This is a genomic window from Ruegeria sp. (genome assembly GCF_965199275.1).
GTDB lineage: Bacteria > Pseudomonadota > Alphaproteobacteria > Rhodobacterales > Rhodobacteraceae > Ruegeria.
Genome location: NZ_CBDAQX010000006.1, coordinates 1 through 26,021, shown reverse-complemented (window position 1 = coordinate 26,021; position 26,021 = coordinate 1). Strand labels below are relative to the sequence as shown.

27 protein-coding genes are annotated in these 26,021 nt (G+C 56.5%); 9 read left to right on the top strand and 18 right to left on the bottom strand.

What is annotated here, in order from left to right:
• Positions 1 to 37: 37 nt before the first annotated feature.
• The 12 genes from ACOERD_RS02000 to ACOERD_RS01945 form a co-directional block, all read right to left on the bottom strand.
• Positions 38 to 343: a chromosome partitioning protein ParB gene (locus ACOERD_RS02000; RefSeq protein ID WP_419737877.1), complete on the bottom strand. Its 306-nt coding sequence runs from the start codon at positions 341 to 343 to the stop codon at positions 38 to 40.
• Positions 340 to 1,008 (bottom strand): ParA family protein, encoded by a 669-nt coding sequence (locus ACOERD_RS01995; RefSeq protein ID WP_419737876.1) that lies wholly within the window; start codon positions 1,006 to 1,008, stop codon positions 340 to 342. The genes ACOERD_RS02000 and ACOERD_RS01995 overlap by 4 nt, the downstream gene beginning before the upstream one ends.
• 215 nt (positions 1,009 to 1,223) lie before the next feature.
• Positions 1,224 to 1,838, bottom strand: a complete 615-nt coding sequence (locus ACOERD_RS01990; RefSeq protein ID WP_419737875.1) for a DUF4276 family protein — start codon at positions 1,836 to 1,838, stop codon at positions 1,224 to 1,226.
• Position 1,839: 1 nt separating this feature from the next.
• A complete protein-coding gene (locus ACOERD_RS01985) occupies positions 1,840 to 3,093 on the bottom strand; it encodes an AAA family ATPase (RefSeq protein WP_419737874.1) in 1,254 nt (417 codons plus the stop codon).
• An 8-nt stretch (positions 3,094 to 3,101) separates the two neighbouring features.
• Entirely contained in the window at positions 3,102 to 3,728 is a 627-nt protein-coding gene (locus ACOERD_RS01980) for a Uma2 family endonuclease (protein WP_419737873.1), read from the bottom strand.
• A 191-nt stretch (positions 3,729 to 3,919) separates the two neighbouring features.
• On the bottom strand, positions 3,920 to 4,408 hold the full coding sequence (locus tag ACOERD_RS01975) for a hypothetical protein (protein WP_419737872.1): 489 nt from the start codon (positions 4,406 to 4,408) through the stop codon (positions 3,920 to 3,922).
• 23 nt (positions 4,409 to 4,431) lie between these two features.
• Complete coding sequence (locus ACOERD_RS01970) at positions 4,432 to 4,818, bottom strand: hypothetical protein (RefSeq protein WP_419737871.1); 387 nt, start codon at positions 4,816 to 4,818, stop codon at positions 4,432 to 4,434.
• Between the two features lie 76 nt (positions 4,819 to 4,894).
• Entirely contained in the window at positions 4,895 to 5,377 is a 483-nt protein-coding gene (locus ACOERD_RS01965) for an ISAs1 family transposase (RefSeq protein ID WP_419737870.1), read from the bottom strand.
• Entirely contained in the window at positions 5,292 to 6,023 is a 732-nt protein-coding gene (locus ACOERD_RS01960) for an ISAs1 family transposase (protein ID WP_419737869.1), read from the bottom strand. Before ACOERD_RS01960 ends, ACOERD_RS01965 begins: the two co-directional genes overlap by 86 nt.
• 164 nt (positions 6,024 to 6,187) lie before the next feature.
• Positions 6,188 to 6,784: a Uma2 family endonuclease gene (locus ACOERD_RS01955; RefSeq protein ID WP_419737868.1), complete on the bottom strand. Its 597-nt coding sequence runs from the start codon at positions 6,782 to 6,784 to the stop codon at positions 6,188 to 6,190.
• Between the two features lie 40 nt (positions 6,785 to 6,824).
• Positions 6,825 to 7,139 carry a hypothetical protein gene (locus ACOERD_RS01950; protein WP_419737867.1) on the bottom strand — a complete coding sequence of 105 codons (315 nt, stop codon included), beginning with the start codon at positions 7,137 to 7,139 and terminating at the stop codon, positions 6,825 to 6,827.
• Between the two features lie 17 nt (positions 7,140 to 7,156).
• Positions 7,157 to 7,336 (bottom strand): hypothetical protein, encoded by a 180-nt coding sequence (locus tag ACOERD_RS01945; RefSeq protein ID WP_419737866.1) that lies wholly within the window; start codon positions 7,334 to 7,336, stop codon positions 7,157 to 7,159.
• Here ACOERD_RS01945 and ACOERD_RS01940 point away from each other — a divergent pair.
• On the top strand, positions 7,329 to 9,071 hold the full coding sequence (locus ACOERD_RS01940) for an IS1634 family transposase (protein WP_419737624.1): 1,743 nt from the start codon (positions 7,329 to 7,331) through the stop codon (positions 9,069 to 9,071). The two genes, ACOERD_RS01945 and ACOERD_RS01940, sit on opposite strands and share 8 nt — an antisense overlap.
• A 194-nt stretch (positions 9,072 to 9,265) precedes the next feature.
• Here ACOERD_RS01940 and ACOERD_RS01935 read toward each other — a convergent pair whose 3' ends face one another.
• Together ACOERD_RS01935 and repC are read right to left on the bottom strand one after the other, a co-directional pair.
• The gene (locus tag ACOERD_RS01935) at positions 9,266 to 9,805 is read right to left on the bottom strand and encodes a hypothetical protein (RefSeq protein ID WP_419737865.1); all 540 of its coding nucleotides are present in this window, start codon (positions 9,803 to 9,805) and stop codon (positions 9,266 to 9,268) included.
• A gap of 163 nt (positions 9,806 to 9,968) precedes the next feature.
• Complete coding sequence (gene repC / locus ACOERD_RS01930; protein ID WP_419737864.1) at positions 9,969 to 11,687, bottom strand: replication initiation protein RepC; 1,719 nt, start codon at positions 11,685 to 11,687, stop codon at positions 9,969 to 9,971.
• Positions 11,688 to 12,557: 870 nt separating this feature from the next.
• On the opposite strand from repC, the gene ACOERD_RS01925 reads away from it, so the two are divergent.
• Positions 12,558 to 13,490, top strand: coding sequence for a TcpQ domain-containing protein (locus ACOERD_RS01925; protein WP_419737622.1), 933 nt, complete (start codon positions 12,558 to 12,560; stop codon positions 13,488 to 13,490).
• Positions 13,490 to 14,389: a hypothetical protein gene (locus ACOERD_RS01920; protein ID WP_419737863.1), complete on the top strand. Its 900-nt coding sequence runs from the start codon at positions 13,490 to 13,492 to the stop codon at positions 14,387 to 14,389. Before ACOERD_RS01925 ends, ACOERD_RS01920 begins: the two co-directional genes overlap by 1 nt.
• 69 nt (positions 14,390 to 14,458) lie before the next feature.
• Here ACOERD_RS01920 and ACOERD_RS01915 read toward each other — a convergent pair whose 3' ends face one another.
• Together ACOERD_RS01915 and ACOERD_RS01910 are read right to left on the bottom strand one after the other, a co-directional pair.
• Positions 14,459 to 15,064, bottom strand: a complete 606-nt coding sequence (locus tag ACOERD_RS01915) for a recombinase family protein (RefSeq protein WP_419737827.1) — start codon at positions 15,062 to 15,064, stop codon at positions 14,459 to 14,461.
• A 119-nt stretch (positions 15,065 to 15,183) separates the two neighbouring features.
• A complete protein-coding gene (locus ACOERD_RS01910) occupies positions 15,184 to 18,090 on the bottom strand; it encodes a Tn3 family transposase (RefSeq protein ID WP_419737828.1) in 2,907 nt (968 codons plus the stop codon).
• On the opposite strand from ACOERD_RS01910, the gene ACOERD_RS01905 reads away from it, so the two are divergent.
• The 5 genes from ACOERD_RS01905 (at position 18,075) to ACOERD_RS01885 (ending at position 21,257) form a co-directional block, all read left to right on the top strand.
• Complete coding sequence (locus tag ACOERD_RS01905) at positions 18,075 to 18,455, top strand: hypothetical protein (protein WP_419737862.1); 381 nt, start codon at positions 18,075 to 18,077, stop codon at positions 18,453 to 18,455. The two genes, ACOERD_RS01910 and ACOERD_RS01905, sit on opposite strands and share 16 nt — an antisense overlap.
• Positions 18,456 to 18,646: 191 nt before the next feature.
• Positions 18,647 to 18,883, top strand: coding sequence for a hypothetical protein (locus tag ACOERD_RS01900; protein WP_419737861.1), 237 nt, complete (start codon positions 18,647 to 18,649; stop codon positions 18,881 to 18,883).
• The gene (locus ACOERD_RS01895) at positions 18,880 to 19,146 is read left to right on the top strand and encodes a hypothetical protein (protein ID WP_419737860.1); all 267 of its coding nucleotides are present in this window, start codon (positions 18,880 to 18,882) and stop codon (positions 19,144 to 19,146) included. The genes ACOERD_RS01900 and ACOERD_RS01895 overlap by 4 nt, the downstream gene beginning before the upstream one ends.
• Before the next feature lie 1,096 nt (positions 19,147 to 20,242).
• Positions 20,243 to 20,977, top strand: a complete 735-nt coding sequence (locus ACOERD_RS01890; protein ID WP_419737859.1) for a hypothetical protein — start codon at positions 20,243 to 20,245, stop codon at positions 20,975 to 20,977.
• Positions 20,970 to 21,257, top strand: coding sequence for a hypothetical protein (locus ACOERD_RS01885; RefSeq protein WP_419737858.1), 288 nt, complete (start codon positions 20,970 to 20,972; stop codon positions 21,255 to 21,257). The genes ACOERD_RS01890 and ACOERD_RS01885 overlap by 8 nt, the downstream gene beginning before the upstream one ends.
• Before the next feature lie 34 nt (positions 21,258 to 21,291).
• Here the strand turns inward: ACOERD_RS01885 and ACOERD_RS01880 are convergent, their stop codons facing one another.
• Positions 21,292 to 24,306 (bottom strand): Tn3 family transposase, encoded by a 3,015-nt coding sequence (locus tag ACOERD_RS01880; protein ID WP_419737857.1) that lies wholly within the window; start codon positions 24,304 to 24,306, stop codon positions 21,292 to 21,294.
• Positions 24,307 to 24,434: 128 nt separating this feature from the next.
• On the opposite strand from ACOERD_RS01880, the gene ACOERD_RS01875 reads away from it, so the two are divergent.
• Positions 24,435 to 24,995 carry a recombinase family protein gene (locus ACOERD_RS01875; protein WP_419737856.1) on the top strand — a complete coding sequence of 187 codons (561 nt, stop codon included), beginning with the start codon at positions 24,435 to 24,437 and terminating at the stop codon, positions 24,993 to 24,995.
• Positions 24,996 to 25,011: 16 nt separating this feature from the next.
• On the opposite strand, the gene ACOERD_RS01870 is transcribed toward ACOERD_RS01875, so the two are convergent.
• A partial coding sequence (locus ACOERD_RS01870) for a replication initiation protein (protein WP_419737855.1) occupies positions 25,012 to 26,021 on the bottom strand: 1,010 nt, incomplete at its 5' end.

The window sequence follows — 26,021 nt, the reverse complement described above, 5'->3', positions numbered from 1 at the left end:
AGTTTTTATTATCCGGTATTTTATGTTACCGGATTTTTTAATCTGTATCTAGGCCATTTTCTGCGCAATAGAGCGCCCAAGCTTCCTCTATCAACACGCCTTGCTGGACGCCACGGCGCTTGGCTTCCTCGGAAACCTCGGCGGGGATATGCGGCAATACCTTAGCATGGACCTGTCCCGTGCGGGGGCTAGGCGGCCGACCGCGTTTCTTTTTTGGGTTGCGATCGACAAACCCATGTGCTTCCCCTGCCCTATCGACCTTCTCGACAGCTTGCCGTGTCTGGTCTTTGGCTCGACTTTTCAAGCTGCCCACGTCGATACTGAATGCTGGTACATCGCTCATGCAACCACCTCTTGCACACTTAGGCGCCGATAAACAGCTTGCGCAAAGGCGCTAGCGTTTTCAAGCGCACCATCCATGCGTCCTTGTGCAGGCATAGTACGCAGATCGCCTCCAAACTCAAAGAAGGCTGAGAAAGCCGCGCGCTCCATCAAAGACGGCTTGATGACATCGACACCTTGATTTTTCAGGGATTGTTTGATGCCTTTATGCTGCTTGGAGCGGATAGCGCGGGTCATAGTGAAGACCACTGCGTGTGGGATTGTGCGGTTCAGCGCCTCTTCCTCTTCGGCAATGAGTGATAACGCCCGCACGCCGATGGTCGCGTCCAATGTGGTTGCACGCATGGGCGTGATAACCAGATCAGCCTGCGATATGGCACGCGAGACCAGACGGGATGCGACCCCTTCCAGATCGACAATAACAACACTGCCATCCTGATCGTGGCGACGAATGGTCTTGATGACGTCTGCTTCTTCGACATTAGTGATCATGCTGATACGCTTCGGCAGATCAGCCCGTTCAGCCCAAAGGGTTAAAGACCTATTGGGGTCACAATCCAGAAAGGTGACGTTGGCTCCGGCGTAGGCAAGTTCGGTACCCAAGAGCACGGCGGTGGTAGATTTCCCGGCTCCGCCTTTAGGCGATGCAATGACGATGACTGGCATAGGCTGCTCGGCTTGTTGTTGTCGATTATCACTCTAACCTGATTTCTCAAAAATCCAATATTTATTTTTATCGGATAAACTATAATACCGGATAACTTTTAATATCAGGTAATTGGAAACTGACTCAAAACGGGGAGGTTTTAGCTACGCTATGACAACTTTTTATTCGTATCCAGAACATACGCCTCCTTGTGTTTGGTCCGTGAATAGTGGGTTCATATTCCAACTTCAGTTATTGCATCCCGAAATTTCTGAAAGCTATTTGAATTACAGACAGTGGGGTCAAAGTAGGTTCCAATACTGGTGGCCACCTCCACTTTTCGAAGTCCCCGCTTGAAATACCCATTCCTTTGTAGAATGCGTTCGAGAGCTTCCCAAGTGTTTGAAATTGCATCAGGGTCACGGTATTTTCTCTGCTGTGGGATATTCGTTGACACGCGGGGATAGGCCTTGCATACCGCTGACCAATCTCCAAAATACCATGCCTCCAGTTCTTCGATAGCAATTCTGGTTACGACCTGCCAGTTAGATGTGTCGGAAGCTTGCCGTGACAAAAGGTTGGAAGCGGCACATGCGTCTTCCATCCTGACTTTCAATTCTGTACAGTCGTCGCGATCCTGATCCACCACCACAACAATTCGATAATTTTCTGTCATCCATTTAGAATATGCGCTGAGGCGAGCACGGAGCTTTCGCATCAGGTTCTGCTTACCCTGAAAAGGATGAATTTTGAAGACAATACCGTCTCGTACAATACGAGGCAGAATTGCGTTCAAAAAAGCCTCCATAGACGGTTCTTCCACAAGAACCTCAATATGCGTAGTTGCCATATCAACTTCCACCTTCGCTTCTTGATGCAACACCCATTCTTGTTAATGGGTCCCCAACGCCAAAATAACCCTCCATCCAAAGATCACCCAAACTTGCTCCCGCATCCAAAAATGATCTGATTTCGGTCTTGTCGCTGAGAGATTGGCATTTCGTGTAACCCGTTTCGTCGCGCCAAAAGACACGAACCTCTTCTTGCTTCAACGCATTAAGAAAAAAGGGGGAATGGGTCGTCACGAGTATCTGTGTATTATCGGCCGCCGCCCTGCATTCTTCTGCCAGGCTATATAGTATTCTTGGATGCAGAAAGTTCTCCGGCTCTTCAATACCAATGAATGGAGGAGGGTTAGGATCGTGAAGCAAAATCAGGTAGCAGAGCATTTTAAGTGTGCCGTCTGATGCGAAACGAGCCAAAACAGGCTCGGCAAACGGAGCATCCATAATTTTTAAAAGTAGCCTTCCATCTTGCATAGGATGTGCTGTCACCTCCTGAATTACAGGGATTCTAAGTCTCAGTTTTTGGAAAATTTCTTCAAGGTGCTCGGGATGTTCTTCGGACAAATACTGAATCACGTTAGCTAGGTTATCCCCACTCTTATTCAAACGCTCCTGCGGACCAGACTCCGGTTGCCCTCTAGCATCGTCAGATGAAAGATAAGACACGTGCCACCCCATAATGAAGTTACGCAGGGCAACAACGCGCGGATTCTCTGCCAATTGTCCAAGTGCATTAACTGCCAGTGTATCTGAAGAACTCAATGGAACTTCGATTCTTTTGTCCTCATCGTCTGGGAGTTCTCCTGAGACAACTTGACCCTGCCCGCCTGAATATTCGAGAAACTTGAACGGTCGGCCTGCTTTTCCGCTACGTGTCCACCGAAGCCACTCTCCACACACGACCGGTCGATAATTTTGCTCGTCGATTTCCAAGTGGTAAGTGATCAAGGGACTCTTTTTTGGATTATGTTGCTCGCGGTAAGCAATTTCAATAACAATCGGTCCTTTACTGTCGCGAGACTTCAACTCCTTTGCGCGCCCACGCTTGTCCCAAGCACGGCGCAAACCGCTTTCAAAACATTCGGCCAAGAAAGCAAAGACATCGAATAGTGTGGATTTACCACTTCCATTTGGACCCAATAATACAGTCAATGGTGTAACTTTTTTGATTTCCACATCTCGAAGCGCTCGAAAATTTTTAACCTTAATTCGCTCTATTCTTGGAGTTGTTTCAGCATGATCATTTGTATGATTCGCCATTGTCCAACCTATATGTTTTCAATTTCGCCCGTCTCTGGTTCGCTTGCCCCTTCCGGCCAGAGCGCATCGAGCGGGAAGGTGATGGCGTCGAAGGGAGGCTGTGAGACGGGTGCATCATCGGCGAGTGTGACCAGCAGCACCCAGTGGCCGTCGCGCAGTTCCAGCACTTCCAGCGTTTTGGCTGCGGGGTCGACAAGCCAGAGGTGCTGCACGGCTTCGCGGGCATAGATGCCGGCCTTTTCGTGCCGATCGATCCGCCGCGTTGAGGGCGACAGCACCTCGCAGGCCCAATCCGGTGGGACGCTACAATAGGCCGCATCCGGATAGGTTGGCATGGTCTCGCGCCGCCAGCCTGCCAGATCGGGCACCAGGATATCCTCGCCCAGATGCAGTTCCGGCTCATCAATAATCCACCAGCCGCCAGGGCCGCCATCGCCAAACTGGAAGGATGTTCCGATTTTCATGCCCATCCCAGAACTTGCCCAGGCATGTCGCATGGCGGGTCTTGGCTGGGTATAGAGCGTTCCTGCCAGCACTTCGGCGACCTTGTTGGGGGGTGCGTCGAGGACGTCCTGGTAGGTTGCCCTGCGTCGGGGTGTCTGGATGTTGCGGTCCTGTGCGGTCATTGCATTCATCTCCTGTTGCCCCCATCATAGAGGTCTGCTTGGTTCCTGCCCCACACTTTGCGGTACTCTCGGTCTTGCCAAAAGGGCATTCTCGTTACGTTCCAGTTGATTATTCGATCCGCTGTGGGACGACACGTTCCTTTATCCAAACGAGCCCTTAGACCCAAATATGCCCCACGCTTTACGGTGCTCTCCACCAATCAATCCGTGGGGTATATTTCGACACGACCAATAAAACTCACCCCAAAATCTGGAAATGCACGTGACGTCGCAACAAATTCATATTTAACATTTGTTCGTTCATCAAATATCCTACACAAGTGATCAAGAGTTGAATTTTCAGATACTGTTGCCGTGAAAAACTTTTTCTCTTGATTGTCATTACTATTATTTTCACTTTCGCTTTTTTTCAAAAAGCTCACGCGACCTAAATCAAATTTTAATTTTTCTTTTCCCTCTCGCTTACAAACTTCAGATTCCTCTAAAGGACTATATTCATACAAATAATCTGGCCATGTATCGAAAGCATTAACAGGGCTAAAAATCATTCTTAAATTTCCGGCGATTACATCCGCCGTGGTGAGTTCGGCTTCCGCTGCTGTCCAATTCTCAGTTTGGCTAGGTTCCTCAGCTGTAGCCGTCAAACAAGACATCGCCGAAACGAAGCAAATAGCCATAATGGTTGCCATGATGGTTTTAAGTTTGCATCCAGTCATTGAGGTCCCAATGTAAAATTGATGATCGCCCAAGTGGCAGCTGGCAACGAAAAGCCCAATAGATACATTCGAACCAGCGTTGTTTTCTGATTTTTATTAGGTGAATAACCGACCAATATTGCGTAAATTACTGCATACACCGGGATCAAAACCCATACATCTCGATTCAACAAAGGATCAACAGATGTTTCAAAAACAATATTATTATCTAAATTGTATAAGAACCAAGCTATGCAATATGTCATTGAGCCAAAAAAGGCAGCAAAAATTCGTATTATGGATTTTAACTCATACGCTTCTTCATTCGGAAAAAATGCCTGCAGTAAGTTGATTTTATTCCTGCTGCTAGAACATTCGCAATGTGTTGTTTTGTTTTTGTTCATCTTTACCACGTTATCTTGGTATTTTGGATCATAACCAGTTCTTGTTTTCCATCAACTCTTTTGAAGACAGGGCGATTCAGAGAAAGGTGTTTTTGGGTTGATCTGTGACGATTCTGATAGCCCTTGCGCGGTTGTCCTGCATCATTTCGATAGCCTTTGTTGGTGATTTCGATATGCGCTTGAGCAAGGTTCTGGTCGCGCTGACAAGGGTAAAGATATTGCGTGGCGCGTTGTCAGATCGGTTGGTGTAGCGATCCTCTCCCAGAGTGACATCCTTGTCGCGGTGCATGGTCTCGATGCGCCAATGGTTACGGTTCAGGCGCAGGATGTCTTTGGGTTTGGGCCGCGTCAGGCTGGTGATGAGATACACTGTCTCGGCCTGTGTTCTGGTAATCTGCCCGGCGCGGATATGCTCGCGGGTTCGGCTGATGCAGGCGATACTGCGGATCGTTGGCCACTGCTTGCGCATGTGCTCACTCAATGCCTCGACGGGAAGGAGTTCGATGCAACGCTGGTCGATTCTGCCGTGCCCCGATTGCGGCGTCTCCCGCCATTCCAACAGGGGGAAAAACCGGCGTCTTGAACGCCGTTTCGATTTCTCCCCGCAGGTCTTTCTGATTGTTCTTTACAGGGAACACGTAATCGCCACCCCTCTCCACAACTTTGGAAGTGACTGTTTTTTGGCAGAAAATGGCATCCCCGGTGACGATCTGTCCCGCAAGGTCAATCTGGTTCAGCAGCCGCAGGGCATCAGGTATTTCCATGCCCTTGCCACGCGATGATGTGTGTCCGACGGATTGTTCAAGCGTCGCGCAGAACCCCGACAACACATGTTCCGCCTTGCCTGCCGCGTCCTTGCTGCCGCGTAGAGTTTTGCCATCAATGGCGATCTGATGGTGAGCTTCATCATCTTGTGCTGGTGCCGTAAGCCGCCCAAACGCCTGCGCCAGGGTAGCCGGGTCGAGGATACGTAGCGTTTCCGTTAGCGTTGCATGGCAGGGTGACGCGCGCCCGCGACGGAACCCCAAGCGCATGAGTTGACGCGGCGTGAGCGTACGACCAAGGCGGAACGCCGCCATCATACCCTTGCGCCCACTGAGCATGGAGAGAAGCATCAACCCGACCAGCGCTTCAAGTGGGTGTTGACGGCCCTTTTTACCGCGCGGGTCGGGAATTTGACGCAATACTGAACGAACCGATACCATCGCTGAAACCTCCTGTACCTCACATCCATAGAATAGATTCACTCAATCAAATGATTTGCAAGCGCTTTTTGACGTCTGGTAAATAGCCCTGTTTTGAAGACAAGTGGATTTTTATTTACCCGGCACGTCAGTCACTACTAGTCCCCCATTTCTTTTTTCCCTCATCAACCGCCCCCTTCCGGCCAGAGCGCATCGAGCGGGAAGGTGATGGCGTCGAAGGGGGGCTGTGAGACGGGTGCATCATCGGCCAGTGTGACCAGCAGCACCCAATGGCCGTCGCGCAGTTCCAGGACTTCCAGAGTTTTGGCTGCGGGGTCGACAAGCCAGAGGTGCTGCACGGCTTCGCGAGCATAGATGCCGGCCTTTTCGTGCCGATCGATCCGCCGCGTTGAGGGCGACAGCACCTCGCAGGCCCAATCCGGTGGGACGCTACAATAGGCCGCATCCGGATAGTCCGGCATGGTTTCGCGTCGCCAGCCCGCCAGATCGGGCACCAGGATATCCTCGCCCAGATGCAATTCCGGCTCAAAAACGATCCACCAGCCACCGGGGCCGCCGCGACCTCGACCAAAGGGACTGCCCACTTCCATACCCAGGATGGAACTTGCCCATGCATGTCGCATGGCGGGTCTTGGCTGGGTATAGAGCGTTCCTGCCAGCACTTCGGCGACCTTGTTGGGGGGCGCGTCGAGGACGTCCTGGTAGGTTGCCCTGCGTCGGGGTGTCTGGATGCTGCGGTCCTGTGCGGTCATTGCATTCATCTCCTGTTGCCCGGCATCATAGAGGTCTGCTTGGTTCCTGTCACTTGCGTTTGCGGCCCTGCGCGCTGTTCCGGGCCTTTGCCAACCGTCCTTGTTCGGCGATCTGTCGGCGCCAGGCCTCCCCCGGCTTGCGCTCGGTGCCGTCGTCCACGAGCACAAGTTTCATGCTGTTCTTGCGCCCGGGCTTCCAGATGTATGTTCGCTCGAACGCACTTGCCCCGGTGGGGATACGGGTGACCCGGCCTTTGGCGACGGCCTCGTCGATGAGGCGGCGTTCTTCTGCTGTGATGACCGAGTGCTGCCGCTGTCGCCCAGGCTCATTCCTCTCATCCATCTCGACCCTCTCCGCCGTCATTCTGCCATCCTCTGCTGTCACCCTGTGGTGTTCTGTCTGTCCGACAGTATTTCCTGACTTCCGACCTTTTTGTTGATCTGACTGGGTTTTTGGTTTGTTTTCAGGTGTGGTTGCTCAGAGGCGCGTTGTAGTGCCCCATTATTATAAAAAGTATTGACATGGGCCTTCAGATGGCTAACCTCTTCGCCCATGTTCATCCGCACCAAACATGACGCAAAGCTCAACCGCACACGGATCCAGATCGTTGAATCCGTCCGCACCGGCTCCAAGGTACGCCAGAAGATCCTGCGCCATGTGGGTGTGGCCCATAACGACAGCGAGATTGAGGATATCAAGCGTCTGGCGGGCCGCTTGATGGAGCAATTACGCATTGATCGCTCGCCGCAAATGGAACTGTTCACGCCCACGGAATATGCCGATCTGCAGGCGCTGGTGCGCCGCGCTCCGCGGCCGGACAAGCTTGGCGTTGATCTTGCCGAGTGCCGTGAGGAGGCGCGGGTCTCTCTGGGTCTGCGGGATGTCATGGGGACGATGTATGACCAACTGGGTTGGGGGGCCCTTCTGGGGGCGGCGCGTAAAAGTGCCAATCGCATTGTGAAAGAGCTGGTTATGGCGCGGATCGCACAGCCCGAGAGCAAGCGCGCGACCGTGGAGGCGTTGGAGAACCAGGCAGGCATCACGCTCAATCTGGACGTGGTCTATCGGAGCATGGATTACATCAATACGCCGGTGATAGACGGGATTTGCAAAACCTCTCACGCGGCGGCAGAGAAGTTGCTGGGCGGGCCAGTGACCGTGCTGTTCTACGATTGCACGACCCTGGCCTTTGACACCGAGCGCGAGGACCCGGCCGAGGATGCGGACGGGGTCGAGCAGGATCATCTTCTGGCCAAGGGCTTCAGCAAGGATGGCAAGCATCACCGCGCTCAGGTCATGCTGGCGCTGATCGTCACCTCCGATGGGCTGCCTGTGGGCTATGAACTCTTCCCGGGAAACACCTGGGAAGGTCATACGCTGGAAGCTGCGCTGAAGGCGTTGGAGGGACGCTTCGACGTGGCCAGGGTCACGTTCGTGGCCGATGCCGCCATGCTCAGCAAGGACAACCAGCAGATGTTGCAGAACAAGGGTCTGCCCTACATCCTCGGCTATCGCATGAAGTCCGCCCCGGCCGCCGTGAAGGCGAACATTTTGAGCCCGGAGGGACGCCAGCCTTGGGCTGGACACGGTTCTGAAGAGGCAACCGAGAAGGGCTGGTACAAGGTGATCGACCAGGAGGGAGCGCGGGTCATTGTGACCTGGTCACCCACCCGGGCACGCAATGATGCCCACAAGCGCGACAAGGCAATCGAAAAGCTGCACAAGAAGCTCAAGCGCTCTCGCAAACCCGGCAGCTTCAGCAGCCGGGGATATGGCCGCTTCCTGGCCTTCCCCGACAGCGGGGACGTCACGCTGGATGATGCAAAGATCAAGGCAGCGGCACAATGGGACGGGCTGCATGCCATTGTTGTTCATGGTGCGGACGAACTGGAGGCACAGGACGTCATTGCCCGCTATCACCAGTTGTGGGAGATCGAAGCCTGCTTCCGCACCAACAAGCACGATCTGAAAATCCGGCCCATCTATCACTGGTCGCCGCGTCGGGTCCGGGCCCATATCGCCATCTGCTACATGGCCTTCTGCTGCCTGCAGCACCTGCGCAAGCATCTGGACCTGCTCGGACACCCGATGAGCCCGGCTCGTATCCGCAACGAGTTGAACGCATTGCAGCTCTCGATCCTGCGCCACAAAGGCACCCCTGACCGCTACGGCATGCCAAGCCATGCCACGGTCGATGCCAGACGCATCCTCACCTGCGTCGGCCTGACCTGGAACGAAGCCCCTTTCAAGATACCCCCCGGGCGCACCCGAAAAACTGGCCAGACCAAAGCCTGAGCTCCCTCAACACTCCGAAACAATCGCTGGCGAAAAAAGTCCGTGTAGTGCCTTTTGGCAACCAAGGCATAATAATATCAATGACTTATACGAAAAAATGTCGGAAGTCAGGACCGAGTGCTGCCGCTGTCGCCCAGGCTCATTCCTCTCATCCATCTCGACCCTCTCCGCCGTCATTCTGCCATCCTCTGCTGTCACCCTGTGGTGTTCTGTCTGTCCGACAGTATTTCAGCGCTGCTGTGTGTTTTCCTCACCGGCTTGCCGCCTGCGCAGCCGTAAAATGCGATTAGAGCTTCAAGCCTTAAACTTGAGACACGAATACCCTGCCACGCTTCGCGCTCTCGGGACATTCGTGTCGCATGTGCTTCAGAGATAAGGCTTGAAGCTGTAACGGATGTCGGGACAAGTCCGGTGCGGTGACTGATCTCCTTGACGCTCATGCCCGCTGCGGCCCAGGCCTCTATGTTCGCATCCCTCTTGGCACGTGCCGCATTTTCCACCGGGTCTCCATATATTGCCGGTCGCTCAGAGCTTGCGCGGGACAGACCCCAGGTTTTCTTGGCGCGGCTGTTTTCGATCTCGGCCAATGCTTTCCATCGCGCCAGCACTGTGGTTGCCGCCTCTTGTCCCGAAGGTTTCATCTTCTGTCCCCTGACATCCGAGCCGTCCTGAGCCTCTGGTCGTTTATGATCAAACTCCGCCTGGGCCTGTCCGCGACCCGTTTCACGCATCATCGCGCCCCATGATAGCCTTTCCACCCCTTCGGACCCTGTGAGCGCCCGCCCTGCGCCCCTTTCCCCGTCCCCCACATCAAGCCACCCCCTTTCCCCGCCACATCGCGCCGCTCCATCCGCCCGCACACCTCATCGCCCCCCGCACCCCGTCCCACAAGTCCTCTCACTGCAGTGCTCTGCCTTCGGGCTGCGCCTTTGGCTGTTTGCCTTGTCTGTCGCGTTCCCAGATACCGAGGATAGCGCGTGTGAGGTTGAGCTCACCTGTTATGGCGCGCCGTGTACATGCGCGCAGTGTACCGCCCGGGTTTATGACGGGTGTGACGGGATGGAACCTGTTTCTGTCGATGACGAGCAGGGCGATGAAGGCGATTTCGTCACCCATGACATCTGTGGCCTCGAGCCATGCGGATATATTGATGCCGAGGTCGCGCAGCAGGTAGGGCAGGCAGTCGCGCCAGTCTTCCAGGACCTCAAGATACATGGCTGCGTCTTCGGATGCGAGATCTTTGAGTGTATTCTGGTTGAGTTTTTGCAGGATTTCGGGGTTGATCCACAGGCTGGCCTTGCGATCATTTTTTCTAAAGCAATCATTGCGCCCGTCAGGGTGCAATGCCAAGCTAACCCTGTCGCCAGCGTATGCTGGCGTCATCATTTTCGACTGCAGGTCGTTACAGGACTCAAAAGGTTTGGGTTCAGGTTGTATATGGGGCCGGACATGGGAGACCGCCGCACCGGACATATTTGTGCCATAATGCCTGTTATCCACAGAGGTTACGGGCTGGTCTGTATCCGTGCTTGCATGGGTGTTTCCATGTGTGTTTTCGGGGGCGATTGCGGCTACGTCCTGACGGACGTCACGCTCTGCGTCCTGCCGAGAAAGACCAGGGTCTGCGGATTTACTTGCCGGGGATACCCCTTCGGGCGCCAGCACGTGATCCGGTGATGCGGCACCCTCTGCTTCGGGCGTTGGGTCAGACTCAAGCTCAGGCGCTGGTTCCGGGGGGCAGGGGGCCTGCGCGAGGGGTTCAGTCTGCGGTTCAGTCTGCAGTTCGGGCCGGGGGCCGGCCTGCGCTTCAGAGTGGTCTTCTGTCCGGTCTTCTGCCTGGATGTCAGTCTGTGGCCCTGTCTGTGGCCCTGTCTGCTCTTCGGGGGCGAGCGGTGTCAGGGCGTCGCGAATGTGGTCCTCAAGCGCGATCACCTGTGCGTGAAGCAGATCCAATGCCTCCGCGTCCAGAGCGCGCAGCCGGGTCCGGGCACTGAACACGCGCAACCCCTCGTAAGCCTCTTCCGCCCAGGCCCGGGTTTCCGCATCCGCAATGCCCCTGATCAGCAAACGGACCCGCTGCTTGCCTGTGCGCACATAACCCACCACCTGCCGGCGCTGCGCTTCCTCCTCCTCGGCCTGCGCCACAAGAAAGGTGAAGGCCTGGTAATTGGCAATCGTCGGCTCCAGCGACAGGCCAAAGCGCACGCCCTCTGCGGAGCCCTGGCCCGCCCGGTAGCCGCGATAGCCATTCTCCGCCGTGGTCCGCGCAATCAGGCCAAAGCGCACCAGCCGCTCTTCGATGCGCCGAAACTGCCGCTCGCTCAATCCCAGCGCCCGCGCCATGTCACATTGCCGCCGCCAGTTCACCGGCGCATGGGTGCCGCTGTGCCAGGCCACCCGTTCGGTGCGGTCGGCAATCTCGCGATAGGCCTGCACATCCGTCGCATTGCCCCCCATCAGGATCAGAACCGCAACAGCAATATTGATCGCCGTGGCCTTGGTCACATCCCCCGGCAAGACAAAATGTTCCTCCGCCCCCGGTATAAACGCCTGGATCTGATGCGCACGCGCGGGATCATAAACCCCCGGTGCGCTGTCGCATGTAAAATCTCGCATCTCTGCTCTCCATATGTTCAGAGCGCAGGTCATCGCCGCATATACCCAATGAGCCCGGGTGAGGCGCGTCGCAGATCCGACCGCACACCCGATCCAGGGGACACATATAGCTCTCCCGATCCCGAAAATGCATTTTCGGGTTGCCTCTTTCTGTCCCGTGAGCTAATCAGAAGGTGATGAAATTCTGATAGCTCACGAGAATGAGGCGCGCGGGGAGACCTGCGCGTTTTGCTTTTTTGGCCTCAACTCTTTTTTGGCCTTACATCATCGCGTTCCGGATCCCGTCTCCTCCTGTGCTGGTGGGCCTCTGATCGCAACCGGCCGGTATATCGGCACCGTCGCAATATCTGGCGCGCAGCCTCGCGTACTGTCTGGCGCAATATCTGTACCGCCCGAATCGTGCGGACGCTCCATATAGTATAGAGCCGCAGCCCTCCGGCGCGCATTTACAATCTGCGCCAATAGGGGTAGGCTTGAGCGCGTCACACATGATCTGCGAGACCGCTGTAATGATTCGTCTGGACATATTTGCCAAGAAATCCCCCCCCTCAGGGTTTGAGACGAAAGTCAAGCGATTTCTCCCGGTTTTTCCGTAAAAATCTTCACGACCTCTCACGTCAGAATCACTCACGTCAGAATCACTCGCGTCAGGATGTCTCGCGAATCGGTGTCCCGGAATGCCCCGGTCCGCTCCCGAATCACGTAACACCGTCACCGCGCCCGGCACTGACGCGCGTATATAGCGGCTGTTGCGTGCAAATCCCTGCATATCTGAGCCTGCTCAAGTCTTGTCCCGTTCTTTTTGTCCTACTCCAAAACCACGCGCGGCGTCTACTGCTATGCGCCGCGGGCGCAATTGCCGCTATATCTATGCTCGCCCCACAAGAGGGCCGGGCGCAAGACATCATCCGCTGCCCGGACTGGCAGTCGCTGGTCAGACCGGTCGCGCTGCGCGCCAGCACCGAGCGGGTCGCGCCCGGCGCGTTTGAGGCAAAGCTCACGCGCCCGGGCCGGACTGCCGCCCCGTCGCCAGATCTCGCAGATCAGCGGGACGGGGCAGGCCGCAGGCGGGCGGTCCCATTACCGTCCGCCTGCACCCATACCATCCGCGCCGGCGACACGCTGGGCCGGATCGCGGCGCGCAGCCTGGGCAGCTCACGTCGCTGGCCCGAGATCGCCCGCGCCAATCCCGGGCTCGATCCCAAGCGCCTGCGCATCGGGGCCCCCATCCGATTGCCCTGTGAGGCCGGGGCCGGGCAGGGGGCATCAGTGGGACAGGAGAAGTCCAGCGCAATACCCGCCAGCACGCCCGGCGCACCGCTCAGCGGCACCGGGTTCCTGGCCGCCCTTTTTGGCACCAAAGCGCCCGCGCCCTCCACCGCAGCGACACAGACAGGCGCAGAGAAGCGCCCACAGACAGAACCGCCGACAGAACTACAGACAGGTCCGGGCAAGGCAGGGCGGGTCGCATCCCCGGCAGATGGGGCACAGGTGTCAAAGCCTGCAAAAGGGACTAAAGCTGCAAAACCCGCCAAAGACGCCACACCGCCGCCCGCGCCGCTGCCCATCTGGAGCGCGCGGGCTGGCGAGGATTTCGAGGCGGTGCTCAGGCGCTGGGGCAGGGCGGCGGGATACCGGGTGGTTGTCAGCACCAGTGATGCCTGGATCCTGGCGGTGCCGGTCCGGCTGCAGGCCGAGTTTGAGGCCGCGTTGAACCAGCTCGTGCAGGGCCTGGGCTCTGACGGCACCGCACCCCCGGTGCGGATTTACTCCAACAGGACAATCCGGCTGGGAGGTCTGTGATGGGGCGGCGCAGATCATCCGGTCCGATCCGGCTGGGGCCGCTCCTTCTGCTTGCGCTTTGCGCCTGCGATGTCAGCGAGCAGGCCGGGCGCGATATCGAGGATGGAACACGGCTGACCCGTGAACAGCTTGATGCACAGCGCGCGGCACAGCGTGGGGAAGTCCTGCGCGTTGACCGCCCCTATTACGGCGGCGCGCTCAAAGTCACGCGCGGCTCGAGACAGGGTGATCCGCTGCCCCGACAGCTCGAGGCCGCGCGCGGCGTGAGCCTCAGGCTTCCCGGGCAGGCTGACATCCGCACCATTGCCGCCGCGATCACATCGGCCAGCGGCCTGCCGGTCAATATCCGCACGCGCTACATCCTCACGGGTGGCGATGTGGTCGAAGTGCCCATCGGCACGAGAATGCGCGCCGCCTATACCGGCCCGCTTTCGGGGTTTCTGGACCGGCTGTCGACGCGCATGGATGTGGCCTGGTCCTATGACGGCAAGGGGATTGCCATCGACCGCATGATCACCCGCGACTGGCGCGTGCCGTTGCCGCGGGCCAGAACCACGTTCACCGATGAGCAGCGCGCGGGCGGGATCGGCCTCTCCACCGCGCAGGAAACGGACCCCTGGGCCGAGCTCGGGGCGCGGCTTGCACCGCTTGCGCCGGCCCCGGCCCGGGTGGGGCTGTTTCCGGATACCGGGCGCGTCAGCGTCTTCGGGCCGCCTTCGGTGCAGGCCCGTGTCGGCACGGTGATTGAAGATGTCATCGCCACCGCCGCGCAACGGATCGGGCTGGAAGTGGGGATCTATTTCGTGGACAGCGACAAGGCCGATGCATTTGGCATCGCGCTGGACAATCTCGGGGCCACGATCGGACGCGCGGCCGGGCAGGGCCTAAACGGACCATAGCTGCATATATGGACATCTGAACGAACGGATGGGGAACAAACGGCGGGCTTAGTGAACACTTAGAGTGGCCTAATCATTCTCAGTTTCTGGTCGGTTTTCGCCGTTTCCCTCATGCTCGGCCTTTCCACTTTTCACCTTGTACACGGTCCCGCGCGATACTCCCATTTCTCGGGCAATTTTTGTCGGAGACTGGCCGTTGGAAAGGCGGCTCTGGATCTCCTGCGTGTCAATTTTTGGAGACCGCCCTTTGTAGATGCCACGGAGCTTTGCGGCGGCAATTCCTTCAGCCTGGCGTTCCTGGCGGAGATTTGTTTCGAATTCGGCGAAGACACCCAGCATGTCAAAAAATGCCTTTCCAGTAGCGCTTGAAGTGTCGACGGGCTGTTCTGTGGCTACCAGATGAGCGCCCTTTTCCTTGATCTTTTCGACTATGATTTGCAGATCTCGGAGTGATCTTGCCAGACGGTCAATGCGTGTGACCACCAATGTCTCGTTGGGGTGGATGAAGGTGAGGATGGTACCGAGCTCGGGCCGACTTTCGAGGGTTGAGCCGCTGCCGGTTTCAGTCCTGATCATGGTGCATCCAGCCGCCCTCAGCGCGGCGATCTGAGCATCAATATTCTGATGAGCGGTTGATACTCTGGCATACCCGATCCGGGCGGTAGAAGTGTTCATTTTGGGTATGCCCCCCAGGCGATTTGTTCATTATATCGAAAACCACCCAAAATGAACGAAAAAACGTGACGGATAAGTGTTCATCAGAGGTGTCATTAAGGGTACACCCATAATAACACTCATGCAGCCAGCAAACTTCTATCGAATTCGATGCGCTGCTCCAAGTCCACCTCGAAGTGACCGTAGGGATTGACGTACTTGTAGAACAACGGTGAAAGCCCGCGCATGTCTTCCGGCGTCATCCGTTCTGCCCAACTCCGGTCGGACAGGATTGACTGCACCATGCGCGTATTGACGTAGACAAGCGAGGCCTGAACGAGTTGAAGCGACAGCGCCGCGATCTCCTGCTCGTTGACCCGGTTGGTTGATATCTCGCCGCCCTTGCCGAAGAACACAAATCCGTTTGCGCTGTTCCAGTTCTCGACCACGTTCAGGCCTTCGTTGATCTCGCGGCGATAGCTCTCAAGCCGGAGATAGCGGCAAAGGAAGATTGTTTTCACAGCTCGACCGAGCTCCGCTAGCGCCTTGTAGGTAGGATGCATCACATCGCCCTTGGAAAAGCGCCGCAAGATCGACTCCGGATCGGCAGTGCCATGTTGCATCGCTGCAGCGTACTTGACCATCTCGTCGTATTGACGCGCAATCTCGCCCCAGTCCACGACGCCCGCAAGAATAGGGGTGAGGTTTGTTAGGCTGGCCCGCTGGTCAGCAGAGGCCAGCACCAATTTTTGACTTGCAATCGCCTTGAGCCGGGGAGCCAGTTCGAAGTCGAAAAGATGCGCAAAAGCGAAGCCAACGACGCTCTGCCCATGAGAATCTACATACTGACGCTGGATTTCCATGTCCGTACAATGGCGCAGCACTCCTTCGATCATAGCCGCCACTTCAGAGGATGAACATCGCTTCAACTGCGAATAAATACAGGTCGCCCGACGCTCGACATGCCAGTAAATCATGACGCCCCGACCGCCATATCGGGCGTGCCATTCCGTCATGAGGTTACGGTCCCAAGCCCCAAATTTTGTGGAGTCTGCCGCGCAGGCCGTCCCAACCGAACCCCATATATCCGGATCGCGAATTGCCAGCGTGGCATTGGCCACCTTGGCGCAAGCCGCCCTCAACGCGGTGGCGTTGACATAGCGCCTGTAAACGTGGGCGAGCTCATCAATGCTGACACCCTCGGTTCCAGTGGCAATCCGGTTGAGACCGGCATTTGTGCCAACCCCGTAAAGCGTAAGGAGCAGACGCCGGTTGCGGACATCTTCCGTCAACACCTCCCGACTGGCCGAACTCTCGAAACAATCCAGAAACCCGGTATCCAAAGCGGTTTCCTTTAGGACATCGAGAAGGCTTGTCATTGGCCAGGTTCGTCCGATCTCGTTTTTCAAGTTGATCAAACCGGCTGGCTCCGGTTGGCGCTCGAAAGGCGTGATACAGATGCGGTTATCCCCTGTTGTCCGTAATCGGACTTTGTCGTTTTTCGGCAGTGTCTCGTTCAACAACCGCAACTCGTCCTCAAGTTCGCTGCGAATATTTGCCACGAAGGCCTGAGCGTCCTGAGGCAGGCCAAGACCAGCGTAGTAAGACGCGCGACGCTCGTCAAAATCTGCGGGCAAGTCGTGGTCCGGATTCCGGTAGCGATCGGCACCTTCAACCCAGATTTCACGCGCGCGGATACTGGAACGAAGTTGGCCAAGTATACAGATTTCATAGGAAATCACGTTCAAACGACCCGTATCGTCAACGACAAATTCCTTCCAGCCTGCAGGAATGGAGCCGGCAGGTGCGTCCCCGACAGGCACTGTCCTGCGGCCTTCTTCCCGCCATTCAATGATCCGCTCAAGGGCATCAAGTATTGGACGCCACACAGCATTGTTCGACCGGAAGTGCAGGACGGACAAGAGTGCTGGCATCATCCTGCGGTAATGATTGGCATAGGAGCCGCGCATGACAGTCTGGATGCGCTTGTCCAGTGTGCCGCTGGCGCGATATTCTTCAATCACTGCCTTCAACTTTGCAACACTGGCGACCGGATAGATCACATCGATCACCCGCCCCTCCGGTTCCTCGATCGCCGCTTCTGCCATGGCACACAACAGTCGATCCTTGCCGTAAACCCGCTCGATGTCGCTGGCTATCTTGGCAATTACCCTTCGTCGCGAGCGGGTTTGAAGGCGATGCGTAATTTCCAGAAACAGATCAACCAGATCATCCGTCAGCTTTCTCTGACGGTCCATGAGATACAGGGCGTAGAGACCGATCCGCCGGTCATCGCTATGCCGTCGCATTTCTGAGGCATTCTCCCGTTCAACCCGGCGACACAACATGGAGATCCAGGCAGGGTCAATGCCAGCCAAATGCTCAGAGGACAAATTGAGGGCCGCAAGAAAAGTCAGGCGATCACATGCCCCAAGAACGTTGGCGAGAGTGGCCGCGCCAACCCCGTTTTTCATAAGGTGAAATCCACCAGGGCCTCTTGGTTCCGAAAGGCTTTTTTCCAGTTGGTCCCGCGTGTTGGCTGGAAGAATGCGGGCAGTGGATGCCAACAAATCCTTAAGAAAATCGTGCCTGGCACTACGAACCAACCGCTCCATGATCTTGTCAGATGAGATGTAGATCGAATTGCTGAGGCACCACGCATATGCCGATGCAACTTGGTCTTCCACAGTCGGAGCCGACGACCTGCGGCAGTCCTCAAAAATCCATGAGCGCAAAGCCAGGCGATCCCGATCTGTGGCTCGCCGAACCCCAAGATGTTTCAGGATGGCAACACGGTGGCGGCGGGCATTGACGTGGCGGTAATCGAATGGCTCCTGATCAACGGGAACCTTCACGTCCAGTTGCTGGGCCAAATACTCCAGTCCTTCGGAACTGAGATCTTGCTCACGCGAAGGGAAACGCCCATGCGTCTGGAAAAATCGCAGCTGGAAGGCAACCCGGAACCGGCTGGCTAAATTGAATGCCTCAACGAACTCCATGTCGTTGAAATTCAGACTCCAGCACTCCAGGAATGATCGATCAGACATACGCGCTCCCATCGGAAAAGATGCTTGATCTCAGAACAGCTGTACTCCTGCGTCAAGGCGTTTTTGTTCCCCATATGTTCGTTCAGATGTCCATATATGCAGCTATGGTCCGTTTAGGCCAAACCGTCGCGCCGGACGCCCCGCCCCGCGGTTTCCCGGCTTCCGGATCGATCAGGGGCGATGCGGTCTGGGACCCTCTGGCGCGGGAACATGTCAACCGCCTCCAGGGGGGCCATGTGCCCGATCTGCGCATCCTGGCCGAGAGCTTCCGAAGCTGGTGTGCCGCCAAGGATATCCCCCTCAACGCCCGTACCATCGACAAGACATTCATCGGCTTCTGCAGAAGCTACAAACCGCCGGAATAAGGCTGGCCTGCCCCTCAATCCAGCCAAAAGTTCCTGCCCTTGCCGGTAGGAGACAGAAAACATAAAAACGCAAATCGTTTTGATGTATAATCGTGCCTTCCAGATTTTGCTCAATTCGCTGCCGCTCATCTCGCGGTAATCCCTGCGGATGCAAGCCGATATTGCCCGCGCAGCTTACGAGGAAGCGGAAAATGCCTGAGAACGTCACAAACGAACTGATCCTTGAGCACCTCAAAAGGATTCAATCCAAGTTAGCGGAACACGATCTTCGGTTTAGCCGGATTGAAGGTGAACTTCGCGCAATAAAGGCGCATGTGGGCGGTCTTGTGCAAAGTGATTTGACCCGTGACAGCGGTCAAGCTGCCATACAAGAACGCCTCGATCGCATAGAGCGCCGCCTCGATCTGGTGGACGCACCGGCTGAATGACACACGCGGAAGCTATAGCCGCTGCCGCCGATCTGAACGAGTTAGCCGCGGCTCTGAACGCTGCTGAAGCAGATTTCCTCGCCTTGCATCGGAGCGGCCTGAACGGCGTTCCGATGGACGAATATTACTACATCGACCTCACGAACCTGCCCAGATGGGGGACGCCACCCAAAGGAATGGAAGGGCTGTTTTCGTGGGACGAGAAAGGCCGGGTTCTGGAACGCGCTGGCAATCGTTGGCGCGTGGTCATGTCGGTCGAATAGCCGACCCCAATTCCACACAACACCTAACGCGAACTCGCCCTCATTGTCGCTGTGCCTGGCTGCGTCGACCTGCCCTGATCCGGGCCAGCTGCGCCTCTGCCTGGACCGGATCGGCGGGGCGGACGTGCCGATAGGAGACAGGGAACATCAAAACGCAAATCGTTTTGATGTGTAATCGTGCCTTTGGAAAAGTTAGTACTAACTTTTCCAACCGGATAAACCGGCTCAGGGGATGCCAGCGATCCCGCTTGCAAAACCATCCCAACAGCTGAACCGGAAAACCCCTCGAAGCGCCGTTGAGCATTCAACCTGGTTTGAATGCGGAAACGTGCTTGAGCCGATTTCTGAAAAATCGACTTGCAGATCACGACCCGCCGGGGCGGCACCTACGGGATTTCCCGTAGCCGGATCGAGCCGGGGAAGCCTCTCAGACGCGCTCAGGGCCGCTCTGAGCCTCTCAGACGCGCTCAGGGCCGCTCTGAGCCTGGACGCCCCCGCCAGGATCGGGCAAAGCGCGGGGCGGGGATGATCTTCTGGCCTGGAGATTGTTCCTGCCCGCCCCGGGTTGTGTCGCCAGTTCGCAGGCGTTCGGGGCGGGACCCATCCGGGGGACGCACCGGGAACCGGGTGCCTGCGCCCTGAAGGCCGATCCTGTCCAACTGGTAAAATCACGGGTTCGCATCGGATCCGAACCAGATCCCGGATTTTGTGCTACGAGGGGATCTGGGGCGCTCCGGCTTACCGCTCGCGCCCCTGCCGCTCCCTGTCGAGTGCGGGGAGGGATTCCGGGGAGCGGCACAGCCTCTTTGAAACTGCTTCCCGGTCCTCCTCTGGTGATGGAATTTTCCAGCCTCTCCGCAGGCGCTGTTCCCGGGGTCTTTTGCGCAACCTCTCGACCCGGCCCTCTCTCAGAAAATTTCCGACCTCTCGACAGGGCGATTCCGGGGCCATTTTTTTGGGGGATAGGGGGTAAAATACATAGGATATATGGATACCGAAGTGCAAAAACGCGGTTTTAGCCATAAAAAAAGGGTGATTTCGAATCTTGACACTTAGTCAGAACACTAACTATTCGATTCTTGAGGTGCAAAAAACCATGGCCCGAATTTCCATCCGTGACCTGAAGAAAATTCATGGCATATCACAGACCGATATCGACCTTGCCAGAGAGACCCAGAAAGCGCAAAAACGGGCAGACGCTCCGGTGCTGCCAATCGCGGTTCTGGTCGGGGTCCAGGAACGCCGCAGGAAGGCCGAAACCAACGTCACGGACCCGGACACCCTGCTGGAGCGGCAACTGCGCAAACGGGGTGTTTACGACCGGGTGGCGCTTGTGCTGGACCGGGAAGCTCTTGTCGAAAGAAGTCCTGAACGTGCTATGAAGGCCCGAGAGCTGGCGCAGGGCGCGAAAGGCATGAGCGCCACCGTGCAACTTGAATTCGACTTCCTCGGGGGTGGCAACGTGTCTATCGCATTCCAGTATCAGGACGCCGTGACAGAGCGGCTTTTTGAGGCGGCTCCAACAACGACAAAAGCCAAGGAAGCCATGTCGATCCTCTGGACGATTTGCCGGCACCTTGGCTGGCAAAGCTACGAGTGCACCAAGACCGCCAGTCAGCTTTGCGAGATTATGCGCACACACGAAGTAAACATGTCTCAATCCCTTAAATTACTTGAAGAAGTTGGCGCAATACAGCGGATCAAGAGAGGTCGTGTGAAGGTCATTACGGTGACGCCGGAGGGGGCTTTCCGGGGCAACATCAACGACCACGGAAAGGCGGTTGAACGCTACAAACTGGACGTGATCGAGGGCGGCGCAACCGATGACTGAAATCACCTTCGACACCATGGCGGCGGTGCGCCGCTTGCGCGATAGCGGCATAAGCGAGGAACAGGCTGAGGCAATCACCCAGACGGTGCGCGATGGCGTCACCGGCGGCGTTGCCACAAAAGCCGATCTGGCCGAACTCAAAGCCGAAATGAAAATCGATATTGGCAAGCTGGAAACAGAACTCAAGTGGATCAAGCTGATCGGCGGCGCGATCCTCGCGGTGCTGATCCTGCCATGGTTGGCCGAGATCGTCGCCGCCACTATGGGCCTGTACGCATGAATGGAACGGTGAGGGGTCATAAGACTTTGCAAAACTACCGTTCGGAATTAGGGTTTCTGAGAGGGCGCAATTCTCCGGTGGCAATGTTGTCCGGCAGGTCGAATGCGTGCCTGCCGAGGAAATTGATATGTTTGTGTCCAAGGGGCGATATTCTGGCAATGTCATTGGGGCTGACATTCCAGCCTTCTGTTTCGAGTTGGTCGAGTACGCGCTGCATGTAGGTTGCGTTCCAGTAAGCGATAGCATTGAGGGTGAACCCGAGCGCTCCAAGTTGTTCTTCCTGCCCTTGCCTATAGGGTTTGCGAATTTCCCCCCTTTCACCGTAACAGACGCGCCTGGCCAGGCTGTGGCGAAGCTCCTGACGGTTAAGTTGGATCAGAATACGCCGCCGCGTTTCCTCGTCAGTGATGAATCTGAGGATATGCAGCGACTTGATGATCTTGCCCAATTCTCCAAGGGCTTTGGCGAGTGCCGTGGTGCGTTCGCGCACCTGAAGTGTACGCATGACTGCGCCTGCATTGATGTGTCCAAGCTTCAGCGATCCGGTCAGACGCAACAGGTCTTCCCAATTTTCTATAATGAGGCGGACATTGATCTTGTTGCGCGTGAGCGAATCAAGCGGACCATAGTCTGCTTTGCGGTCGATGCGCCAAAGTCGGGTCTGACCGATATCCGCGAGCCGAGGACTGAACTGATAGCCAAGCAACCAAAAGAGTCCAAAGACGATATCGGAGTAGGCCGCCGTGTCGGTCATGATTTCTACGGGTTCGAGATCGGTTTCCTGGTCGAGCAAAAGCGCAAGGATGAACATGCTGTCGCGCAGTGTTCCGGGCACAACAAGGGCATTGAGGCCAGTGAACTGGTCGGAGACAAGGTTATAAAGCGTGATACCGCGGCCAGTCTTGAAGTATTTCGGGTTAGGGCCGGCATGGATGACCGTGGGTGGAGCGGAAAAGCGAATTCCGTCTGCGGAGGCAACATCACCAGAACCCCAATGTTGGACGATCGGCAGTTCATTGTGGGCGGCAACGATGCGAGCGTTTGCTGCCGTGATTGTCTCGGAGCGGATGAAGTTCTGGCTGATCCAGGAAAGCCTGTCGCGCCGAAGTGGCGGAAAGCTCGCCTGCGTGATCGGCTCGAAGCCAATGTTGCAGGCCTCGGCGAGCAATACGGCACACAGGCTTGTCTGGAAGCCATCGACGCGCGCGCGCCGCTCAGTGACATGGGTGAAATCCTGCGCAAAACCGGTTCGGTTGGCGACTTCGAGAAGCACATCCGAGAGATCGACTTTTGGCAATCTGGTCCGCATCGCGAACTTCAGTTTCTTCAGGCTGTCGGATTCTTCGATGCGGTCGAGTGGCGTGATGACGAGCTGTGGCTTGCCCTTCTTGATTTCAGTTCGAATTGCCGGATTTACTTCGAAGGTTTCCGCCGCCCGCCGATAGGCTTGGTCAAGTTGGTCAGCAAGAACGGCGAGTTCCGTTTCTCCATTTGGCGAACGTTCAAGTGTGCGGCATATAGTTGGCTTCACCGCCTGCCACGCTTCGCCGCTCAGCAAGCCACGTCTGGGATCATCAAACCTCATGCCAGCGGGCACGAAGATGTCTCGGGTCTTAAGTGCCCCCTGCCAAGCCTCGCATACAGCAAAAACATAAGCTTTATTGTCGGAGACTTTTCCATTGGTATCGAGCGCGTATTTGCGCCAGACTCCACGCAGGATTTCAGTCGGCGCATCGTTCATATCAGCTTTTGCCCAGTTCTCGATGCCGCGAAGAAAATCGATCGCCGCTTTGATAGGCTGGCCCTTGGGCGAAGCTTCAAATTCTATTCGTTCGAGGAGGTTGCGAAACAGTGTGTGCGTCGTGCGCCACTTTACGATCAGTTCTTCCAGCGGCTTGTCTTCTGGTGGTTTGGCCAAGACATCGACACGGTCAGTGGCTTCAACGAGGGCGGCATAATTCAATTCGTCGTAGATGGCATCGCGCCAGGACCGGAAAGTCATATCTGTATCATCGTCGCCATCGGTCATGACGCGCCGGGCCAGGTCACGCAAGGTCAGAGCAGCAGCGTCCAGATCGCCCAAGCTTCGCAATCTCTTTCGCTTGCGAGCTGCCTTGGCTTCTCGAAACGTATCCGCCAGCAAGGCACTAAAAAGCTCGACCGCATCGTCGATGGCAACGGCCTCCAACGTGTGAAACAGCGCGGCGATAATCGCGGTTCGGCGCGGCTCCTTGGCAACCGCGATTGCAGATGGCCGCATGGTTCTAGCTATCTTGGCCAGGCGCTGGATGAGTGCATTCGGAACCGTTTCAGGCGAATGCGGGGCCAGTTCGTAGGCGCGAATGTCATCAAGGCGATGAAAGTGGCGCAGCAGTTCTGTCATAGACCGTCTTGTGGGAGCCGCCCGCAACGAATCCAGCCTGCGCAGCGACCCGCCTTCGCCCTCAAGCAAGGCGGTGATCTTCTGCCGCTGCATATCCGACAACGCATCGGACAGATGCATCCACAACTGCCGATGCGCACGATCCCGAATGCGGGCAACAAGGCGCTCCAAAGTGCTGATACCAGGCAGCAGTATCTTGCGCGCCAACATCCACGCCGTGGCCCGGTCAATCAGCAGGCTCGGCCGATCATCGCCAGACCAACACAGAGTGTAAAGCCAGCGCGTCAAACGAAAGCGAGCGCTGGCATCATCGGCCAGGTCTCGGAAGCCGTAGGTTTTCCGGATCAAGGCCGCATGGCGCTTCTTTGGGCGCCCAACAGCATAGGCGGTCAAAGACGGCATCGTGGTCAGTCCGAGCTGTGCGACCACCGCTTCAACCACGACATCGGGAATATCCTCGAACCTTGTCGGAAGTACGCCAAGGAACCGAGCGATACCGAGTTGAAGCGCAAAGCCCAGACGATTATGGCTGCCACGCAACTGATTGATAATGTCCCGATCAGTCGCATCAAGGTGGAAATATCGCGCGATCTGCGTTCGACTGGGAACCCCGTCGAAGCGTCCGTATCGCGCCCGCTGCGCGTCACTCAAAAACCGCGTCGGCATTCGCAAATCTCTCAAGTTTCGCGAGACCGAATCCGGCCACGAAGAATCAATGGTTTATCTATCGCAAAATACAGATGCGAAAGAAACGGTTTTTGCGACAACTTTTGCGACACTTCGGAAGGGGCGGCATGAAATTTGGTTACGCGCGCGTCTCAACGAACGCCCAGGAACTTGATTTGCAACGGGCCGAACTGGAAGCGACCGGATGCGAGACGGTGCTCGAGGAAAAGGGTTCCGGTGCACGCATAAAGAGGCCTGAACTGCAAAGGTTGCTAAACCAACTCAGAAAAGGGGATACGGTTGTCGTGACGCGTCTTGATCGCTTGGCGCGTTCAACGTCTGAACTTTTACGCGTCGCAGAAGTTATCGGAGAAAAAGACGCGGGACTTCAATCGCTTGCCGAACCCTGGGCCAATACATCCTCGCCCTCAGGCCGCATGATCCTGACCGTGTTTGCTGGCATTGCAGAGTTCGAACGTGAACTTATACGAGGTCGAACCGAAAACGGTCGAAAGGCTGCATTGCAACGTGGCGTCATATTTGGACGCCCTCCTAAATTGGGGAGTGAACAACGCGACACAGTCCGTCAACTTCTCGAAAATGGAAAATCCGTCAAAGAGGTCGCCAGAGCATTCAAAGTCCATCCTGCAACCATTTACCGATGTCTCAACGAAAAAAATGCCTTATGACCCCTCACCGTTCCATTCATGCGTACAGGCCTTTGTAGCGGCGGCAGAACCCGATGAAGGTCTTGTCTATGGCGCGGGCGTTGAGGGGGATATCCTTGGCGGCACACCAGCTCCGGAAGCTCTCGGCCAGGATGCGCAGATCGGGCACATGGCCACCCTGGAGGCGGTTGACATGTTCCCGCGCCAGAGGGTCCCAGAACCTGTCACCCTTGACCGAACCGGAGGACGGGAAGGATAGTACCGGTGTTTCGGCGCTGCCGTCACGTCGCGCCTTGCGGCCGATCTTCGGCCGGTCCAGTTCCTGCCGGGTCTCGCGCCGCTGGTCCAGTTCCTTCTCCTGCCAGGTGATCGTGATCTCGGCCACAGTGCGACCAACCTTCTTCGGGGTCGCGGTCAGGTGCAGGCGAGAAAGCTGGTTAATCTCAGCAATAGCGGGCTTAAGGGCAAAACGGTTTACATCATTCCATCGCTGCATTTTACCATCTGGAACACCAAGTACAGCGCGTAGTTCGAGGACCGTGAATGTCTTGCGGGCGATCTGACTTAGGTTGGCCAGTGAAGATATATGTTGAAACAACAGGATCGAATATTTCGAGGACAGGGTAAACACGGTCTGCCGGTCCATGATTGCCCAGTGACAGGACTTTTCGGCCATCGCCCGGAAAGTTCTGCCGAACCACCATGCAATCAGAAGATCGTCGCTGATCTCGTGTCGATAGTCGAGGCTGGCCTGGTCCAGAAACCCGCCAATCATCTCGCACTGGGCTTCGGTATCGTCGAAGATCATCACCGCGCCGCGCAGTTCCGCGAACAGCTTTCGAAGCGTGGCGCGGCTGTGGTTCCGCATCCCCTCAATGGCCTTGATGTCGGCCAGGCGTAAATCATGGCGCACATCATCGGCCATCCTGCCCCCGGCCTTGCCAATCAGCAGGTGCATCAGTTTGAGCGCCTCCGCGCTCGGCGGGTTCTCAATGTAAATGCCGCGCGCGACCTCGGAAGGGAAAACGGATTTTGACTGGTCGAAAG

Bases quoted from the DNA above. Each gene is read 5' to 3' on its own strand.
- ACOERD_RS01925 (WP_419737622.1), top strand. From the start codon at position 12,558: ATGCTCGCCCCACAAGAGGGCCGGGCGCAAGACATCATCCGCTGCCCG.
- ACOERD_RS01915 (WP_419737827.1), bottom strand. From the start codon at position 15,064: ATGAACACTTCTACCGCCCGGATCGGGTATGCCAGAGTATCAACCGCT.
- ACOERD_RS01960 (WP_419737869.1), bottom strand. From the start codon at position 6,023: ATGGTATCGGTTCGTTCAGTATTGCGTCAAATTCCCGACCCGCGCGGT.
- ACOERD_RS01875 (WP_419737856.1), top strand. From the start codon at position 24,435: ATGAAATTTGGTTACGCGCGCGTCTCAACGAACGCCCAGGAACTTGAT.
- ACOERD_RS01995 (WP_419737876.1), bottom strand. From the start codon at position 1,008: ATGCCAGTCATCGTCATTGCATCGCCTAAAGGCGGAGCCGGGAAATCT.
- ACOERD_RS01980 (WP_419737873.1), bottom strand. From the start codon at position 3,728: ATGAATGCAATGACCGCACAGGACCGCAACATCCAGACACCCCGACGC.
- ACOERD_RS01900 (WP_419737861.1), top strand. From the start codon at position 18,647: ATGCCTGAGAACGTCACAAACGAACTGATCCTTGAGCACCTCAAAAGG.
- ACOERD_RS01955 (WP_419737868.1), bottom strand. From the start codon at position 6,784: ATGAATGCAATGACCGCACAGGACCGCAGCATCCAGACACCCCGACGC.
- ACOERD_RS01910 (WP_419737828.1), bottom strand. From the start codon at position 18,090: ATGTCTGATCGATCATTCCTGGAGTGCTGGAGTCTGAATTTCAACGAC.
- ACOERD_RS01975 (WP_419737872.1), bottom strand. From the start codon at position 4,408: ATGGCAACCATTATGGCTATTTGCTTCGTTTCGGCGATGTCTTGTTTG.
- ACOERD_RS01890 (WP_419737859.1), top strand. From the start codon at position 20,243: ATGGCCCGAATTTCCATCCGTGACCTGAAGAAAATTCATGGCATATCA.
- ACOERD_RS01920 (WP_419737863.1), top strand. From the start codon at position 13,490: ATGGGGCGGCGCAGATCATCCGGTCCGATCCGGCTGGGGCCGCTCCTT.
- ACOERD_RS01990 (WP_419737875.1), bottom strand. From the start codon at position 1,838: ATGGCAACTACGCATATTGAGGTTCTTGTGGAAGAACCGTCTATGGAG.
- ACOERD_RS01935 (WP_419737865.1), bottom strand. From the start codon at position 9,805: ATGATGCGTGAAACGGGTCGCGGACAGGCCCAGGCGGAGTTTGATCAT.
- repC (WP_419737864.1), bottom strand. From the start codon at position 11,687: ATGCGAGATTTTACATGCGACAGCGCACCGGGGGTTTATGATCCCGCG.
- ACOERD_RS01970 (WP_419737871.1), bottom strand. From the start codon at position 4,818: ATGAACAAAAACAAAACAACACATTGCGAATGTTCTAGCAGCAGGAAT.
- ACOERD_RS01905 (WP_419737862.1), top strand. From the start codon at position 18,075: ATGATCGATCAGACATACGCGCTCCCATCGGAAAAGATGCTTGATCTC.
- ACOERD_RS01945 (WP_419737866.1), bottom strand. From the start codon at position 7,336: ATGAACATGGGCGAAGAGGTTAGCCATCTGAAGGCCCATGTCAATACT.
- ACOERD_RS01950 (WP_419737867.1), bottom strand. From the start codon at position 7,139: ATGACGGCGGAGAGGGTCGAGATGGATGAGAGGAATGAGCCTGGGCGA.
- ACOERD_RS01880 (WP_419737857.1), bottom strand. From the start codon at position 24,306: ATGCCGACGCGGTTTTTGAGTGACGCGCAGCGGGCGCGATACGGACGC.
- ACOERD_RS01940 (WP_419737624.1), top strand. From the start codon at position 7,329: ATGTTCATCCGCACCAAACATGACGCAAAGCTCAACCGCACACGGATC.
- ACOERD_RS02000 (WP_419737877.1), bottom strand. From the start codon at position 343: ATGAGCGATGTACCAGCATTCAGTATCGACGTGGGCAGCTTGAAAAGT.
- ACOERD_RS01985 (WP_419737874.1), bottom strand. From the start codon at position 3,093: ATGGCGAATCATACAAATGATCATGCTGAAACAACTCCAAGAATAGAG.
- ACOERD_RS01885 (WP_419737858.1), top strand. From the start codon at position 20,970: ATGACTGAAATCACCTTCGACACCATGGCGGCGGTGCGCCGCTTGCGC.
- ACOERD_RS01895 (WP_419737860.1), top strand. From the start codon at position 18,880: ATGACACACGCGGAAGCTATAGCCGCTGCCGCCGATCTGAACGAGTTA.